Source organism: Micromonospora sp. NPDC093243 (genome assembly GCF_044753725.1).
GTDB lineage: Bacteria > Actinomycetota > Actinomycetes > Mycobacteriales > Micromonosporaceae > Micromonospora.
In genome coordinates this window covers 1-14,798 of sequence record NZ_JBIVNT010000008.1, presented here as the reverse complement: position 1 = coordinate 14,798, position 14,798 = coordinate 1, and the positions used below count along the sequence as shown (strand labels likewise).

Here is a 14,798-nt window from a genome sequence, read left to right as displayed (position 1 = left end):
GATGGCGGAACTGCCCTACTGTGGTGCGGTCCGGCGTATGCTGTCCGACCTGTCGCCGTGGGCGGACCGGTCGTCTTGCCAGGAGGTGCGCTTGAGCCGCTTCGAGCGGATACGCGAGCGGCTCGGCCGCGCGTACCAGTCGGGACGGGACTCCGTACGGTCCGGCCGGGACCGGACCGAAGACCCGCCGGAGGTGGCCGGAGTGGCCTCCCCGACCTCGCCGGGGCCGGTGGCGCCGCCGACGGCGACGGTGGTCGGCGCCCCCGCCCCCGCCCCCGCGGCGATGCACACCTCCACCGCCAGCCGGGACGACGCCGACGTGCCGCACGCGCTGCGGATCGGCGCCGCCTGGTCCTGGCGGTTGATCGTGGTCGGCGCGGTGGCCTGGGCGCTGCTGATGATCGTCAGCACCATCAAGATCGTGATCATCCCGCTGGCCATCGCGCTGCTGCTCTCGGCGCTGCTGGCGCCGGCGGTCGGCTGGCTGCTGCGGGCCCGCTTCCCCCGTTCGTTGGCGACCGCGGTGGTGCTGGTCGGCGGCCTGGCCGCGGTGATCGGCACGCTGACCCTGGTGGTGAACGAGTTCATCCAGGGGGTGCCGGAGCTGAGCGAGAAGTCCTCGGAGGGCGTCCGGCAGATCCAGAACTGGCTGAAGACGGGCCCACTGCACCTCTCCGACACCCAGCTCGACCGCTACATCGACGAGGCGCAGCACTGGATCAACGGCAACACCCAGCGGTTCACCAGCGGGGCGCTCAGCACGGCCGCCACGCTGGCCGAGGTGCTGACCGGCACCATCCTGGTGCTCTTCGCGACGTTCTTCTTCCTCCGCGACGGCAACCGGATCTGGCGCTTCCTGGTCCGGCTGCTGCCGGTGGCCGCCCGGTGGAAGGTCGACGACGCCGGCCGCGCCTCCTGGGCGACGCTCGGGGCGTACGTCCGGGCGACCGTGCTGGTGGCCTTCATCGACGCGGTCGGCATCGGCATCTTCCTGGTCATCTTCGACGTCCCGTTCGCGTTCCCGCTGGCCGCCCTGGTCTTCCTCGGCGCGTTCATCCCGATCGTCGGCGCGGCGCTCTCCGGGGGCGTGGCGGTGCTGGTCGCGCTGGTCGACAGCGGCCCGGTGACCGCGCTGATCATCCTCGGCGCGGTGGTCGGGGTTCAGCAGCTGGAGGGGCACGTGCTCCAGCCGCTGATCATGGGTCGGGCGGTGGCCATCCACCCGCTCGCGGTGATCATCGGTATCGCCGCCGGCGTGGTGCTCGCGGGCATCACCGGCGCGCTGGTCTCCGTACCGCTGATCGCGGTGCTCAACACCGCGGTCCGCCGGCTCGCCGCCCGCACGGTGCCGGACACCCCGCCGGACGCCGTGGTGGTCGCCTCCCAGGCGCCCTGACGCGACCCCGGACCCGGCGCCGGGCCTCGTGCCCGGCGTCGGGCAGCCTCAGGCCTTGGCGAGGCGCTCCAGGGCGCCCCGGGCGACGTCGGGGCGGGTGGTGTACCAGAACGGGGGCAGCGAGCGGCGCAGGAACGGCCCGTAGCCGCGGGCCGTCTCCAGCCGCGAGTCGAGCACCGCGACCACGCCCCGGTCGCCGGTCGCCCGGATCAGCCGCCCCACTCCCTGAGCGAGCCTGATCGCCGCGATCGGCACGCTGACCGCGGCGAAGCCCGACCCGCCGCCGGCGTCCACCGCGGCGGCCCGGGCGGCCGCCAGCGGCTCGTCGGGGCGGGGGAAGGGCAGCCGGTCGATCACCACGAGCTGGCAGGAGTCGCCCGGGACGTCGACGCCCTGCCAGAGCGACATCACCCCGAACAGGCAGCTGGACCGCTCCTCGCGGAACCGGCGGACCAGCAGCGGCAGGGCCTCCTCGCCCTGGAGCAGCACGGGCAGGTCGGTCCGCGCGCGCACCAGCTCCGCCGCCTGCTGCGCGGCCCGCCGCGAGGAGAAGAGCCCGAGAGTACGCCCACCGAGCGCCTCGACCAGCGAGAGCAGCTCCTCGCCGGCCGCGTCGGGCAGGCCGGAGACACTCGGGCGGGGCAGGTGCGCGGCGACGTAGAGGATGCCCTGCCGCGCGTAGTCGAACGGCGAGCCGACGTCGAGCGAGCGCCAGCCCGGCCCGCTGCTGGCGGGGATCAGCGCACCCGGTCGTCCGCCCGGCTCGGCACGGCTCGCGGCCGCCGGCGCGCCGTTCACGCCCGTGCCCGGCCTGCCCGCACCGGGTCGGCCGGTGGAGGCGGCCAGCGCGGCGGCGGCCGGCGAGGGCGGGGCCGGGGTCGGCGCGTCCAGCCCGAGCGCCCGGGCCACCGTGTCGAACCGGCCGCCCAGGGTCAGGGTGGCGGAGGTGGCCACCACGGTGCGCTCGTCGTAGAGGTGGGTGGCGAGGGTCCCGGCGACCGAGAGCGGCGCCACCACCAGCGCCCGACGCGAGCCGTTGTCGGGCTTCTCCACCCAGGCCACGTCGTGCTCGCTCTCCTCGAGCAACCGCTGCGCCGTGGTGGACAGCTCGTCGAGCACCGCCTTGGCCTGCTGCTTGCGTACCGGATCGGGGTCGTCGGCCTTGATGTCGCCGATCCCGTCGAGCGCGGCGCGGGTGGCCGCGTCGAGCAGGGTGCACGCCTCGCGCAGCGGCGCGGGCAGCCCGGCGGTGATCCGCCCGGCCGGCGCCTCGGCCAGGCCCACGGCGAGGGCGTCGCCGGCGGCGGTGAGCGCGTCGGCGGTCTCCGGTCGCAGCAGCGGCCGGGCCCGGCGGGTGGACCGGTCGATCAGCTCCGGCACCAGCTCGGCCTGCGCCGCGGAGGAGACCCGGTCGGCGAGTTCGTGCGCCTCGTCTACGACGAGCAGCTTGTGCGGCGGCACGATCTGCCGCCCGGCCAGCATGTCGACCGCGAGCAGGCTGTGGTTGGTCACCACGATGTCGGCCTCGCGGGCCCGGGCCCGGGACGCCTCGGCGAAGCACTCGGCGCCGAACGGGCACCGCCCCGCGCCGACGCACTCCCGGGCCGGCATCGAGACCAGCCGCCAGGCCTGGTCGTCGACGCCCGGATCCAGCTCGTCCCGGTCGCCGGTCTCGGTCTCCGCCGCCCAGTCGCGCAACCGCTCGACCTGCTTGCCGAGCCGGCCCGCCTCACCGAGCCACTTGCCGGCGGCCGGGCGGGCCGCGGGCGCGTCGAAGAGCGTGTCCTCCGGCTCCTCCGCGGTCGAGTTGTCCAGCCGGGCCAGGCACAGGTAGTGGTGCCGACCCTTGAGCACGGCGAAGGTGGGCCGGCGGCCCAGCAGCGGCTCGACCGCGTCGGCGAGCCGGGGCAGATCGTGCTCGACCAGCTGGGACTGCAGAGCCAGGGTGGCGGTGGAGACCACCACCGGCCCGTCGACGGTCAGCGCCGGGGCGAGGTAGGCCAGCGACTTGCCGGTGCCCGTGCCGGCCTGGACCAGCAGGTGCTCGCGGGACGACACGCACTCCTCGATCGCCGTGGCCATCTCCTGCTGGCCGGGGCGGGCGGCGCCGCCGGGCACCGCGCCCACGGCGGCCGCGAGGAGTTCCGCGCCGCTCGACCGGGCGCCCCGGCGCCGGCCGGAGCGGGCCGACGGGGTGCTGGATCCGGTGGCGGCGCGGGGCGGAGTCACCGTGCGACGGTACCCGTCGCCGCCGACACCGGCCGCGCCGCTCCGCCGCGTGGCGTGCTCCCGGTGCGGAATTCCAGCCTGCCCGTCCGGTTACGGCGGCGCTACGACGAGTGGGTGGGATCGGTTAGGGTGCGACTCATGCCGAGCGACGTGGTCCGCGTGATCTACCGCAAGTACGACGGCAGCGCCCACCGCGACTACCCGGCCCGTCGGCTCGCCGAGGACGACCTCGGCGTCTGGCTCGGCGTACCGGCCGGCACCAAGTCGGTCTACCACGGTCGACCGTCGGTGGAGCAGATCCCGTTCGTCCTCCTGGTCCCGCATTCCGCCTGGTGGACCGGCATGTTCAACCCGCCGCCGCGGACCAGCGAGGTCTACTGCGACATCGCCAGCCCGGCCCGGTGGGAATCCGACGACACCGTCCACCTCTTCGACCTCGACCTGGACGTGGTCCGCCGCCGGGCCACCGGCGCGGTCGAGCTGCGTGACGAGGACGAGTTCGCCGAGCACCGGGTCCGGTTCGGCTATCCGGAGGAGCTGGTGGTCGAGGCGGAGGCGGCGGCCCGGTGGCTCTTCGAGGCGCTCGGCGATGGCACCGAGCCGTTCGCCACCTCCTACCGGAAGTGGCTGGCCCTGGTGGTCTGAGCGGGCGGGCCACCGGCTCACCAGCGGGGCGGCCACACCTGCGCCTCGGCCGGGTCGAGCGGCGGCAGGTCGGTGAGCTTCTCCGGGTTGAGCTGGTTGAAGATCGCGGTTATCCGGCCGTCGTGCACCGCGAACGCGGTGACCAGCCGGATCGGCCGGCCGTCGGTGTGCACCGTCTCGAGCTGGAGTCCGAACACGCCGTCGATCAGCACCGGCCGCGCGAGCAGCTGCTGGTGGTAGCGGCCGGCCCGGCCGAAGAGTCCGACGGTGAAGCGGCCGACCGCGTCCGCGCCGACGATCGGGCGGCGGGCCGTGGGGAAGTGCCCGCCGCTGTCGCCGATGAGGACCACGTCCGGGGCGAGCAGGTGCAGCAGCCGGTCCAGCTCGCCGGACTCGGCGGCGGCGACGAACGCGGCGACCACCCGCCGCTGCTCGGCCGGGTCGGCGGTGTGCCGGGGGAGGTCCGGCGCGCTGACCGCGCGGCGGGCCCGGGAGGCGAGCTGCCGGGCGGCGACCTCGCTGGTGCCGAGCGCCTCGGCGATCCGGGCGAACGGCACCGCGAACACGTCGTGCAGGACGAAGGCGACCCGCTGCTCCGGCGCGAGCCGTTCCAGCACCACCAGCAGGGCGGTGCCGAGCTGATCGGTACGGACCGCCCGTTCGGCCGGATCGGGGGCGAAACCGTCACCCCGGCCTGCGGACTCCGCCGGGGTCACCACCGGCTCCGGCAGCCACTGGCCGACGTACGCCTCCCGGCGTACCCGGGCGGAGCGCAGCACGTCCAGGCAGATCCGGGCGCAGGTGGTGGTCAGCCAGGCGGACAGCTCGCGGATCTCGGCGCGGGCGGCCGGGTCGGCGAGCGCGTTCGCGTAGCGCAGCCAGGTCTCCTGCACGGCGTCCTCGGCCTCGCTGCGGCTGCCCAGCATCCGATGGGCCACCGCCAGCAGCCGCCCCCGCTCGGCCTCGAACTCCGTCGCCAGATCCCGCACCAGGTGCCCCTTCCGCCGCCGAGTTCCGGCGCACATCCTCCCGCCCTTGGGACGCCGCCGCCGCCCCGAATGTGACAACCAGGCCACGCAAGCTCCGCTCGGCGGGCGGAGCGGCCGGGCCGGGAGTGGCCGCTCGACGGGCGGATCCGGGGCGGGTGGGTGATGATCCGGGGATGAGCGCACCCCGGGAGAGAGTCGTCGTACCGCCGGTCGGCGGGCCGGTGCGGGAGCTGCTGCGGGTGACCGCTCCGGTCGACCTCGGCTCGATCGACCCGCGGTCCACGCCGGGGCTGCCCGACGTGACGGTGACCGGCGAGCACCGCAAGGGCTGGGCCCGGGAGCAGGTCGAGCTGCTCGGTGCCGGGCTCGGCCGCCAGCAGGAGATGCTCTACGCCACCGCCAAGGCCGCCGAGTCCGCGCCCGATCCGGCCGGCTCCGCGCCGCCCCGGGTGCTGCTCGTGCTCCAGGCGATGGACAGTGGCGGCAAGGACGGCACGATCAAGCGGGTCGCCGGCGCGATGAACCCGCTCGGCCTGCACATCCGCTCCTTCGGGCCGCCCACGCCCGAGGAGCTACGGCACGACTTCCTCTGGCGGATCCGGCGGGCGTTGCCGCCGCCCGGGTACGTGGGCGTCTTCAACCGCTCGCACTACGAGGACGTGCTGGCGGCCCGGGTCGGGTCGCTGGTGCCGGCGGCCGTCTGGCGGGCCAGGTACGACGAGATAAACACCTTCGAGCGGGAGCTGACCGATGCCGGGGTGACCCTGGTCAAGGTGATGCTGCACATCTCCTACGCCGAGCAGGGCGCGCGCCTGCTGGCACGGCTCGACGACCCGCGCAAGCACTGGAAGTACAACCCCTCGGACGTCGACGCCCGGGCCCGGTGGGACGACTACCAGGCCGCGTACGCCGACGCGCTGAGCCGCTGCGGCCCGGACTCCGCGCCCTGGTTCGTGGTGCCGGCCGACCGGAAGTGGTACCGGGACTGGGCGGTGGCGCACCTGCTCCGGGAGACGTTCGACACTCTCGACCTGGGGTATCCGCCAGCCGGTTTCGACCTGGCGCGGGAGCGCGAGCGGCTGCGGTCTGGGGGAGTGGAGACGGAAGGGACGACCGAGGTGAACGGCAGGTGAACGAGCGGTGAATGCGGCCCTACCAGGGGTGGGCCGCCGAATGCCCGCCATCAGCGTTCCCTAGCATTCCCAGGGCGGGCGCTCGCGCGGGCTCCGCCACCCTTCCACCGACACGACGAGGTCCGTGCAGTGAAGTTTTCCTTCCGCCCCACCGAGGGCGCCTTCTACGAGCTCTTCACCAGGGCCGCACAGAACCTGGTCCGGGGCACCGAGCTGCTCAACGAGCTGTCCCTGCCGGGCGTCGAGGTGCAGTCGGTGAGCGAGCGGCTCACCGAGGTGGAGCACGACAGCGACCAGATCACCCACGAGCTGTACAAAAAGATCAACTCCACCTTCATCACGCCGTTCGACCGGGAGGACATCTACCGGCTCGGCTCGCTGCTCGACGACGTGATGGACCACCTGGAGGCGGTCGGCAACCTGCTCTACCTCTACGGCCTGACCAAGCTGCCGTCGCTGCCCCGGGAGATGCACGAGCTGGTCAACGTGCTCGACCAGCAGGCGAAGCTGACCGCCGAGGCGATGCCCCGGCTCAAGTCGATGAAGGATCTCGAGGACTACTGGATCGAGTGCAACCGGCTGGAGAACGAAGGCGACCAGGCGTACCGGATGCTGCTGGTCCGACTCTTCTCCGGCGAGTACGACGCGTTGACCGTGCTCAAGATGAAGGAGGTCGCCGACGAGCTTGAGGCCGCCTGCGACGCCTTCGAGCACGTGGCCAACACCGTCGAGACCATCGCGGTCAAGGAGTCCTGATCCTGTGACACCCGAACTCATCGCCGTGCTGGCGGTGATCGCGGTGGCCCTGGCGTTCGACTACACCAACGGCTTCCACGACGCCGCCAACGCGATCGCGACAAGTGTCTCGACCCGCGCGTTGACCCCCAGGATCGCCCTGCTGCTGGCCGCGGTCGGCAACTTCGTCGGCGCCCACTTCGGCGCCGGGGTGGCCAAGACGGTCGGCGACGGCCTGGTGTCCCTGCCCACCGGGGTGTCCAGCCTGGGGGTGGTCTTCGCCGGCGTGCTCGGGGCGATCGCCTGGAACCTGATCACCTGGTACTTCGGCCTGCCGTCGTCCTCCTCGCACGCGCTCTTCGGCGGCCTGGTCGGCGCGACCCTGCTCTCCGCCGGCGGCATCGTGCAGTGGGTCAACATCGGGGAGAAGGTCCTCCTGCCGATGGTGCTCTCGCCGATCGTCGGCCTCACCCTCGGCTACCTGGTGATGCTGGCCATCCTCTGGCTGTTCCGGAAGGGGCAGCCGGGCAAGCTCAACCGGGGCTTCCGCTGGGCGCAGACCGCCTCGGCGGCGGCCATGTCGGTCGGCCACGGCATGCAGGACGCGGCGAAGACCATGGGCATCGTGGTCCTCGCCCTCTACACCGGTGGCTTCCAGGACGACAAGACGCACATCCCGGGCTGGGTCTTCTGGACCTCGGCGACCATGCTGGCGCTCGGCACGTACGCCGGCGGCTGGCGGATCATCCGGACCCTGGGTCGGAAGATCATCGACCTCGGCCCGCCGGAGGGCTTCGCCGCCGAGACGGTGGCCAGCGCGGTGCTCTACTTCAACGCCCTGGTGCTGAAGGCGCCGATCTCCACCACCCACACGATCACCTCGGCGATCATGGGTGTGGGCGCGACCAAGCGGCTCTCCGCCGTGCGCTGGAACGTCGCCGGCAACATCGTCCTCGCCTGGATCATCACGTTCCCGGCGGCCGCGCTGATCGCCTGCCTCACCTACCTGCTGGTCCGCCCGCTCTTCGGCTGACCGCCAACGACACCGGGCCCCCGGTCGCCGCTCGAACGGCGACCGGGGGCCCGTGGCATGTCCGACCGCCGCCGGATCGGCGACGGGACCGCTGTCACGCGTAGTCCACGCCGATCTGGCCGCGGATGGTGTCGAGCAGGGCCATCACCTCGAGGGTGGTCGCGTGCGGCACCAGCGGGCTCTCGGTGAGCCCCGCCGCCAGACAGCGCTGTACCTCGATCGCCTCGTACTGGTAGCCACCCCCGGTCAGGTCGGCGGCGATCGTCTCCGGCTCGGCGTCGGCGCGGTGCAGGGTCAGCGCGGCCGGCCGGAAGAACGGCGACGGCAGCTCGATCCGGCCGGCGGTGCCGATGATCGAGGCGACCAGCGGGCTGGCGCCCACGATGCCGCAGCTCAGGGTGGCGACCGCACCCGAGTCGTAGCCGAGGACGACGCCGGTGTTCTCGTCCACCCCCTCCGGGCTCAGCTTGGCCCAGGACCGGACGTGCTGGGGCACCCCGAGCAGCAGGTGCGCCAGGCTCAGCGGGTAGACGCCGAGGTCGAGCAGGGCGCCACCGCCCAGCACCCGGGCCCGCATGCGGTGCTCGGGTGGGAACGGCCCGGCCACCCCGAAGTCGGCCTGCACGGCGGTCACCGTGCCGATCGCCCCGTCTGCGATCAGCTCGACCACCCGCAGGATCATCGGATTACATCGCATCCACATGGCCTCCATCAGGAAGACCCCGGCGGCGCGGGCGGTCTCGACCAGCTCGGTGCTGGTCGCCAGGTCGAGGGTGAACGGCTTCTCCAGCAGCACCGCTCGTCCGGCGGCCAGCAGCGTCATGGCGGCCTCGTGGTGGGCGGCGTGCGGCGTCGCCACGTACACCGCGTCCAGCTCCGGGTCCGCGGCCAGCTCCGCCCAGGAGCCGTACGCCCGTGGGGCGCCGTGCCGGTCGGCGAAGAGCTTCGCGCTTTCCGCGGTCCGGGAACCGACCGCGACCAGCTCGGCTCCCGGTACGTGCCGGAGGTCTTCGGCGAACCGACCGGCGATGTGGCCGGTGGCCAGGATTCCCCAACGAGTCATGCCGCAACGCTAGCGAAGAGCGACGGGCGGCCGATCGGATGATCCACCATCGGGAACTAGGCTCGCGGCATGACGATCGACCGCGACGGCTTCGCCGCGCCGCCGGCCCTGGTGGAGCACGCCCGGCGGTTCCGGGCCGAGGGCGGCGTACCGGCCGTGCCCCGGGTGGCGGCGACGGTGCTGCTGCTCCGTCCGGCCGGCGACGACTTCGAGGTGTACCTGATCCGCCGGGTCGCCGCGATGGCCTTCGGCGGGATGTACGCCTTTCCCGGCGGCGGGGTGGATCGGTCGGATTCCCAGGCGCACCTCGGCTGGGCCGGCCCGACCCCGGCGGACTGGGGCGGCCGGCTCGGGCTCGCGCCGGACGCCGCGCAGGCGGTGGTCTGCGCCGCCGGGCGAGAGGTCTTCGAGGAGGCCGGGGTGCTCCTCGCCGGCGCCGACGCGGCGAGCGTGGTCGGCGACGTCAGCGGGGACGACTGGGAGGCCGCCCGGGTCGCGCTGGAGCAGCACCGGGGCGGCTTCGCCGACCTGCTCGCCGCTCGCGGGCTCACCCTCCGCTCCGACCTGCTGCTGCCGTGGAGCCGGTGGATCACCCCGGAGTTCGAGCCGCGCCGGTTCGACACGTACTTCTTCGTGGCTCTGCTGCCCGAGGGGCAGCGGACCCGCAACGTCTCGGGCGAGGCCGACCACGCGCTCTGGATCCGCCCGGCGCAGGCCCGGGACCGGGCCGAGGCGGGCGAGCTGACGATGCTGCCACCGACCCTGGTCACCCTGGCCCAGGTAGCGGCCGCCGGTGACCTGGCCGGCGTGGTGCGGGCGGCGGCGACCCGGGACGCGGCCACCCCGGTCACCCCGCGCCTGGAGTTGTCCCCGGACGGCGAACCGCGCTTCCTGCTGCCCTGACACCCGTCGCCGGCCGGCCGGACCCGCCGGCCGGCACCGGCCCGGCGGTCGCCGTGACCCCGGATACGGAGAGAGTGGCCATCCCCCTTTGAATGGCCACTCTGCCGTGGAACGCGTGCCGGGGACGGCTCAGCCGAAGCGGCCGGTGATGTAGTCCTCGGTCTTCTTCACGCTCGGGTTGCTGAAGATCCGCTGGGTGTTGTCGTACTCGATCAGCCGGCCCGGGTCGCCGGTCTTCTCGATCGAGAAGAACGCCGTGCGGTCCGAGACGCGGGCTGCCTGCTGCATGTTGTGCGTGACGATGATGATCGTGAACTTGTCCTTGAGCTGGAACATCAGGTCCTCGATGGCCAGCGTGGAGATCGGGTCGAGCGCCGAGCAGGGCTCGTCCATGAGTACGACCTGCGGCTCGACCGCGATCGTCCGGGCGATGCAGAGCCGCTGCTGCTGACCGCCGGAGAGCCCGGCGCCGGGCTTGCCGAGCCGGTCCTTGACCTCGTCCCAGAGGTTCGCCGAGCGGAGCGCCTTCTCCGCGGCCTCGTCCAGGATCGACTTCTTCCGTACGCCGTTGAGCCGGAGCCCGGCGACCACGTTCTCGTAGATGCTCATGGTGGGGAACGGGTTCGGCCGCTGGAAGACCATGCCGATCATGCGCCGGACCGCGGTCACGTCCACGTCCCGGTCGTAGATGTCCTGGTCGTCGATGGTGAGGCTGCCCTCGACCCGGGCACCGGGGAGCACCTCGTGCATCCGGTTGATCGAGCGGAGGAAGGTGGACTTGCCGCAGCCGGACGGGCCGATCAGGGCGGTCACCGTCTTGGGCTCGACGGTCAGGCTGATGTTCTCGATCGCCTTGAAGCCGCCGTAGTAGGCGGTGACGTTCGAGGCTTCGATGCGCTTGGCCATGGTGGTGGTACCTCCGGGGTTCATCGGCCGAGCCGGTTGCGACGGGCCAGCAGCTTCGCCGCGATCGTCAGGATCAGCACGAGGGCGACCAGGGTGAGGGCGGCGGTCCACGCCCGCGCGGGCGCGTACCGGGAGGCGTCGCCGGCCTGCTGGTAGACGAAGAGCGCCAGCGACGACTGGTTGTTCTCGAACGCGTTGAAGTTGATCCCTGCGCCGCCGCCGGCGACGAGCAGCACCGGCGCCGTCTCGCCCGCGGCGCGGGCGATGGAGAGCATGACGCCGGTCACGATGCCCGGCAGCGCGGTCGGCAGCACGATCCGCACGATCGTCTTCCACTTCGGCACGCCGAGGGCGTACGCGCCCTCGCGCAGCGGCGCCGGGACGAGGCGCAGCATCTCCTCGGTGGAGCGGACCACGGTGGGCAGCATCAGCACGCTGAGCGCGAGCGCCGCGGCGAAGCCGGAGAAGCTCGGCCGGCCGTCGTTGAACCACGGCGACACGATCAGCACCCAGAACGCCAGGACGAAGAGACCCGAGACGATCGACGGGATGCCGGTCATCACGTCGACGAAGAACCGGATCGCGAAGGCGAACTTGCCCCGGCCGTACTCGACCACGTAGATGGCGCAGAGGATGCCCAGCGGGACGGTGATCAGGGCGGCGATGCCGACCTGCTCCAGCGTGCCCACGATCGCGTGGTAGGCGCCGCCGTTCGGGTCGCGGGCCCCGATGTTGTTCATCGAGGTGAGGAAGAAGTTGCCGTCGAGCCGCTCGACGCCGTTGCTGACCAGCGTCCACACCACCGAGGCGAGCGGCAGCACGGCCAGCACGAACGCCGAGTGGATCAGCGCGCTCCAGGTGCGGTTACGGGCCGAGCGGCGCCCCTCGACCGCGTTCGCCGCGGCGAAGAGCCCGGCCAGGTAGAACAGCGCGCCGAGCACCACGACGAGCGCCGGGCCGCCGATGCCGGCGCCGTACACCACGGCGGCGGCGACCAGCACGGCCGCCAGTGCGATGAGCGGTGCGGCGTACCGGGGCAGCCGCTTCGCCCGCAGCGTGGCGGGCTGGGCCGCCGGGCGGGGACGGTGGGTGGTGACGCTGGTGCTCATGCGGCCGACTCCGTGAACTCCCGGCGGCGGTAGATGATCACGCGCGCGGTGATGTTGACGATCAGCGTGATCGCGAAGAGCACCAGGCCGGAGGCGATCAGCGCGCCTCGTCCGGTCTCGTTCGCCTCGCCGAACGTGTTGGCGATGTTCGCGGCGATGCTGTTGCCGCCGTTCTCGATCAGGTTGAACGAGATGCCGAAGGTGATGCCGAGGGTCATCGCCAGCGCGATGGTCTCGCCGAGCGCCCGTCCCAGGCCGAGCATGACCGCGGCGATGATGCCGGGCCGGCCGTAGGGCAGCACCGCGGTGCGGATCGTCTCCCACCGGGTGGCGCCGAGGGCCAGGGCGGCCTCCTCGTTGGCGGTCGGGGTCTGCAGGAACACCTCGCGGGAGAGCGAGGTGATGATCGGCAGCACCATGATCGCCAGAACCAGCGAGCCGAGCAGGATCGACTTCCCGAACGGCCCGTCGCCGCCGAAGATCGGGATCCAGCTGAAGTACTTGTTCAACCAGACGGAGAGGTCCTGTACCGGCTTCAGGAAGACCTCCCGGCCCCACAGACCGAAGACCACGCTGGGCACGGCGGCGAGCAGGTCGATCAGGAAGCCGAGGGTGGTGCCCACCCGGCGCGGCGCGTAGTGGGAGAGGTAGAGCGCGATGCCCAGGGCGACCGGCACCGCCACCACCAGCGCCAGGGCCGCGGTGAGCACGGTGCCGAAGGCGAGCGCGCCGATGCCGAACTTCGGCTCGGCGTCGTTGGGGAACCACCCCTCGAAGGTCCAGAAGTTCTCGGTGTTGGCGCGCAGGGCCGGTGTCGCCTTGGCGATCAGGAAGACCGCGATCGCCGCGATGATGACCAGGACGGCGGTGCCGGCGGCCAGGGTGAGACCGCGGAAGGCTCGCTCGGCGCCGAACTTGCGGGATCGGGGCAGCGCGCCGCCGCCGCCCAGCCCGGTGCCGCCCGGGGTACGGGTGCTGACTGGTGCCTCGGCCACACGCGCCGAGGCACCGGCGGGCCACTCGTGACTCTGGGTCACGCGGGTCCCGCCGGTGCCGGCGTCGGCCGAGCGGTGGGGGTTTTCACCCATCTGCTCGCTCGATTCGATTGCGGAGTGGTGTGTTCGGGTCAGGAGATGTTCTTGACCGCGGCCTCGACCTTGGTGCGGACGGTCTCCGGCAGCGGGGCGTAGCCCAGCTCGGTCAGGGCAGCCTGGCCCTCGGTGCTGGCGGCGTGGGTCAGGAAGCCCTTCACCAGCGGCAGCTTGTCGGCGGCGAGACCCTTGCCGCAGACGATCTCGTAGGTCACCAGGACGATCGGGTAGGCCCCGGCCTCCTTGGTGTTGTAGTCGATCGACATCTTCAGGTCGTCGCCCTGGCCCTCGACCTTGGCCCCGGCGATGGTCTTGCCGGCGGACTCGGCGGTCAGCGCGGCGAACTCACCCGCACCGTTGCCGACCTTGGCCATCTTCAGGCCACCGTTCTCGGCGTACGACCACTCGACGTAGCCGATGGTGCCGGCCTGACCCTTGATGGCGCTGGCCACACCGTCGGACTTGGCGGCACCGGTACCACCCGGGGCCTTCCACTCCTTGGCCTTGCCGAAGGTCCAGTCGGCCTCAGCGGTCTTGGTCAGGTAGTTGGTGAAGTTGTCCGTGGTGCCGGAGGAGTCCGAGCGGTGCACGGCGTTGATCGCGGTCGACGGCAGCTTGGCGTCGGGGTTGTCGGCCTTGATCGCCGCGTCGTCCCACTTGGTCACCTTGCCGGCGAAGATCTTCGCCAGGGTGGCCGGCTTGAGCTGGAGGTTGTCCACGCCGTCGAGGTTGTAGGCGATGGCCACCGGGCCGATCACCATCGGCAGGTGGATGGCCGCGCCGCTGGGGCACTTGGCGTCAGCCTGCGGCTGCTCCTCGGGCTTGAGCGCCGAGTCGGAGCCGGCGAAGTCGGCGGTGCCGGCGATGAACGCCTGGATGCCGGCGCCGGAGCCGGAGGGCTCGTAGTTAATCTTGGCGCCGGAGCACTTCTGCTGGTACGCCTTGATCCACTCGTCCATCGCGTTCTTCTGGGCGGACGAGCCCTGGGCGTTCAGCGTGCCGGTGGCGCAGTCGACTGCGGACGCCGAGCCGGAGGCGCTGGCACCGGTGGCGGGCTCGTTGTTGTCCGAGCCGCATGCGCTGAGAGCGAGCGTCGCGGTAAGAGCGAGCGAGGCAATCGCGCCGAGCCGCTGGAGCTTCACCTGAGGGGTTTCCCTTCACGTCTGACCTGGCGCCCCGATCGGGGCCCGGGGGCCGGCAGTGACCGGCTGATTCCACAAGTTAGGAGGGCCAGGTAGCCGGAGCGCCGGTCATAAATGAACGGAAGGTGAACACGTGCGGCCCTGGTGGTGACCGCTCGCTGAGGGTGAGTTGTCCGTTAAGTGAACTCGCGTGCCACTGTCGGAAGTATCCGTATATTTCCGGTACGGTGTTACCGCGCCGACGCGCCCCCGTTATCTGTCGGTGACCGGTCGCGTCCGGCGTCGTCACGCACCGGCGTCATCGCGCACCCCGAGCCGGCGCGCTGCTTCCGGACGCTCCTATGCCGCGTCAAGTGGTTGTGGTGGGGTTTCGAGGCGTCGGTAGAGCTCTCGGGCGATGTAGCGCTTGAGGCAGCGTTTGATC

13 protein-coding genes are annotated in these 14,798 nt (G+C 72.3%); 6 read left to right on the top strand and 7 right to left on the bottom strand.

Features of this window, described 5'->3' with window-relative positions; translation table 11 throughout:
• Positions 1-37: 37 nt before the first annotated feature.
• The gene (locus ACIP9D_RS25490; RefSeq protein WP_350873404.1) at positions 38-1,396 is read left to right on the top strand and encodes an AI-2E family transporter; all 1,359 of its coding nucleotides are present in this window, start codon (positions 38-40) and stop codon (positions 1,394-1,396) included.
• Between the two features lie 48 nt (positions 1,397-1,444).
• Here ACIP9D_RS25490 and ACIP9D_RS25485 read toward each other — a convergent pair whose 3' ends face one another.
• On the bottom strand, positions 1,445-3,697 hold the full coding sequence (locus ACIP9D_RS25485; protein WP_400451141.1) for an ATP-dependent DNA helicase: 2,253 nt from the start codon (positions 3,695-3,697) through the stop codon (positions 1,445-1,447).
• 66 nt (positions 3,698-3,763) lie between these two features.
• Between ACIP9D_RS25485 and ACIP9D_RS25480 the strand changes: the two genes are divergently transcribed.
• Complete coding sequence (locus ACIP9D_RS25480; protein WP_350873402.1) at positions 3,764-4,270, top strand: DUF402 domain-containing protein; 507 nt, start codon at positions 3,764-3,766, stop codon at positions 4,268-4,270.
• 17 nt (positions 4,271-4,287) lie between these two features.
• Here the strand turns inward: ACIP9D_RS25480 and sigJ are convergent, their stop codons facing one another.
• Positions 4,288-5,259: an RNA polymerase sigma factor SigJ gene (gene sigJ / locus ACIP9D_RS25475; protein ID WP_350873401.1), complete on the bottom strand. Its 972-nt coding sequence runs from the start codon at positions 5,257-5,259 to the stop codon at positions 4,288-4,290.
• Positions 5,260-5,432: 173 nt separating this feature from the next.
• Here sigJ and ACIP9D_RS25470 point away from each other — a divergent pair, with 173 nt between their 5' ends.
• The 3 genes from ACIP9D_RS25470 to ACIP9D_RS25460 all read left to right on the top strand — a co-directional run bounded on the left by ACIP9D_RS25470 (position 5,433) and on the right by ACIP9D_RS25460 (position 8,160).
• Positions 5,433-6,392 carry a PPK2 family polyphosphate kinase gene (locus ACIP9D_RS25470; RefSeq protein WP_350873400.1) on the top strand — a complete coding sequence of 320 codons (960 nt, stop codon included), beginning with the start codon at positions 5,433-5,435 and terminating at the stop codon, positions 6,390-6,392.
• Between the two features lie 129 nt (positions 6,393-6,521).
• Complete coding sequence (locus ACIP9D_RS25465) at positions 6,522-7,148, top strand: DUF47 family protein (RefSeq protein WP_350873399.1); 627 nt, start codon at positions 6,522-6,524, stop codon at positions 7,146-7,148.
• Between the two features lie 4 nt (positions 7,149-7,152).
• Positions 7,153-8,160, top strand: coding sequence for an inorganic phosphate transporter (locus tag ACIP9D_RS25460; RefSeq protein WP_350873398.1), 1,008 nt, complete (start codon positions 7,153-7,155; stop codon positions 8,158-8,160).
• Between the two features lie 94 nt (positions 8,161-8,254).
• Here ACIP9D_RS25460 and ACIP9D_RS25455 read toward each other — a convergent pair whose 3' ends face one another.
• Positions 8,255-9,223, bottom strand: a complete 969-nt coding sequence (locus tag ACIP9D_RS25455) for a Gfo/Idh/MocA family oxidoreductase (RefSeq protein WP_350873397.1) — start codon at positions 9,221-9,223, stop codon at positions 8,255-8,257.
• Between the two features lie 69 nt (positions 9,224-9,292).
• On the opposite strand from ACIP9D_RS25455, the gene ACIP9D_RS25450 reads away from it, so the two are divergent.
• Positions 9,293-10,126, top strand: a complete 834-nt coding sequence (locus tag ACIP9D_RS25450; protein ID WP_350873396.1) for an NUDIX hydrolase — start codon at positions 9,293-9,295, stop codon at positions 10,124-10,126.
• Between the two features lie 129 nt (positions 10,127-10,255).
• On the opposite strand, the gene pstB is transcribed toward ACIP9D_RS25450, so the two are convergent.
• From pstB to pstS, 4 genes are read right to left on the bottom strand one after another with little or no spacing between them, the layout of a single operon-like run.
• Positions 10,256-11,032, bottom strand: coding sequence for a phosphate ABC transporter ATP-binding protein PstB (gene pstB, locus ACIP9D_RS25445; protein WP_350873395.1), 777 nt, complete (start codon positions 11,030-11,032; stop codon positions 10,256-10,258).
• Between the two features lie 20 nt (positions 11,033-11,052).
• Entirely contained in the window at positions 11,053-12,141 is a 1,089-nt protein-coding gene (gene pstA, locus ACIP9D_RS25440) for a phosphate ABC transporter permease PstA (RefSeq protein WP_350873394.1), read from the bottom strand.
• The gene (pstC, locus tag ACIP9D_RS25435; RefSeq protein WP_350873393.1) at positions 12,138-13,229 is read right to left on the bottom strand and encodes a phosphate ABC transporter permease subunit PstC; all 1,092 of its coding nucleotides are present in this window, start codon (positions 13,227-13,229) and stop codon (positions 12,138-12,140) included. The genes pstA and pstC overlap by 4 nt, the downstream gene beginning before the upstream one ends.
• 38 nt (positions 13,230-13,267) lie before the next feature.
• Positions 13,268-14,374, bottom strand: coding sequence for a phosphate ABC transporter substrate-binding protein PstS (gene pstS, locus ACIP9D_RS25430; RefSeq protein WP_350873392.1), 1,107 nt, complete (start codon positions 14,372-14,374; stop codon positions 13,268-13,270).
• Positions 14,375-14,798: the final 424 nt, after the last annotated feature.

Bases quoted from the DNA above. Each gene is read 5' to 3' on its own strand.
- pstB (WP_350873395.1), bottom strand. From the start codon at position 11,032: ATGGCCAAGCGCATCGAAGCCTCGAACGTCACCGCCTACTACGGCGGC.
- ACIP9D_RS25490 (WP_350873404.1), top strand. From the start codon at position 38: ATGCTGTCCGACCTGTCGCCGTGGGCGGACCGGTCGTCTTGCCAGGAG.
- pstC (WP_350873393.1), bottom strand. From the start codon at position 13,229: ATGGGTGAAAACCCCCACCGCTCGGCCGACGCCGGCACCGGCGGGACC.
- ACIP9D_RS25480 (WP_350873402.1), top strand. From the start codon at position 3,764: ATGCCGAGCGACGTGGTCCGCGTGATCTACCGCAAGTACGACGGCAGC.
- pstA (WP_350873394.1), bottom strand. From the start codon at position 12,141: ATGAGCACCAGCGTCACCACCCACCGTCCCCGCCCGGCGGCCCAGCCC.
- ACIP9D_RS25450 (WP_350873396.1), top strand. From the start codon at position 9,293: ATGACGATCGACCGCGACGGCTTCGCCGCGCCGCCGGCCCTGGTGGAG.
- ACIP9D_RS25455 (WP_350873397.1), bottom strand. From the start codon at position 9,223: ATGACTCGTTGGGGAATCCTGGCCACCGGCCACATCGCCGGTCGGTTC.
- ACIP9D_RS25470 (WP_350873400.1), top strand. From the start codon at position 5,433: ATGAGCGCACCCCGGGAGAGAGTCGTCGTACCGCCGGTCGGCGGGCCG.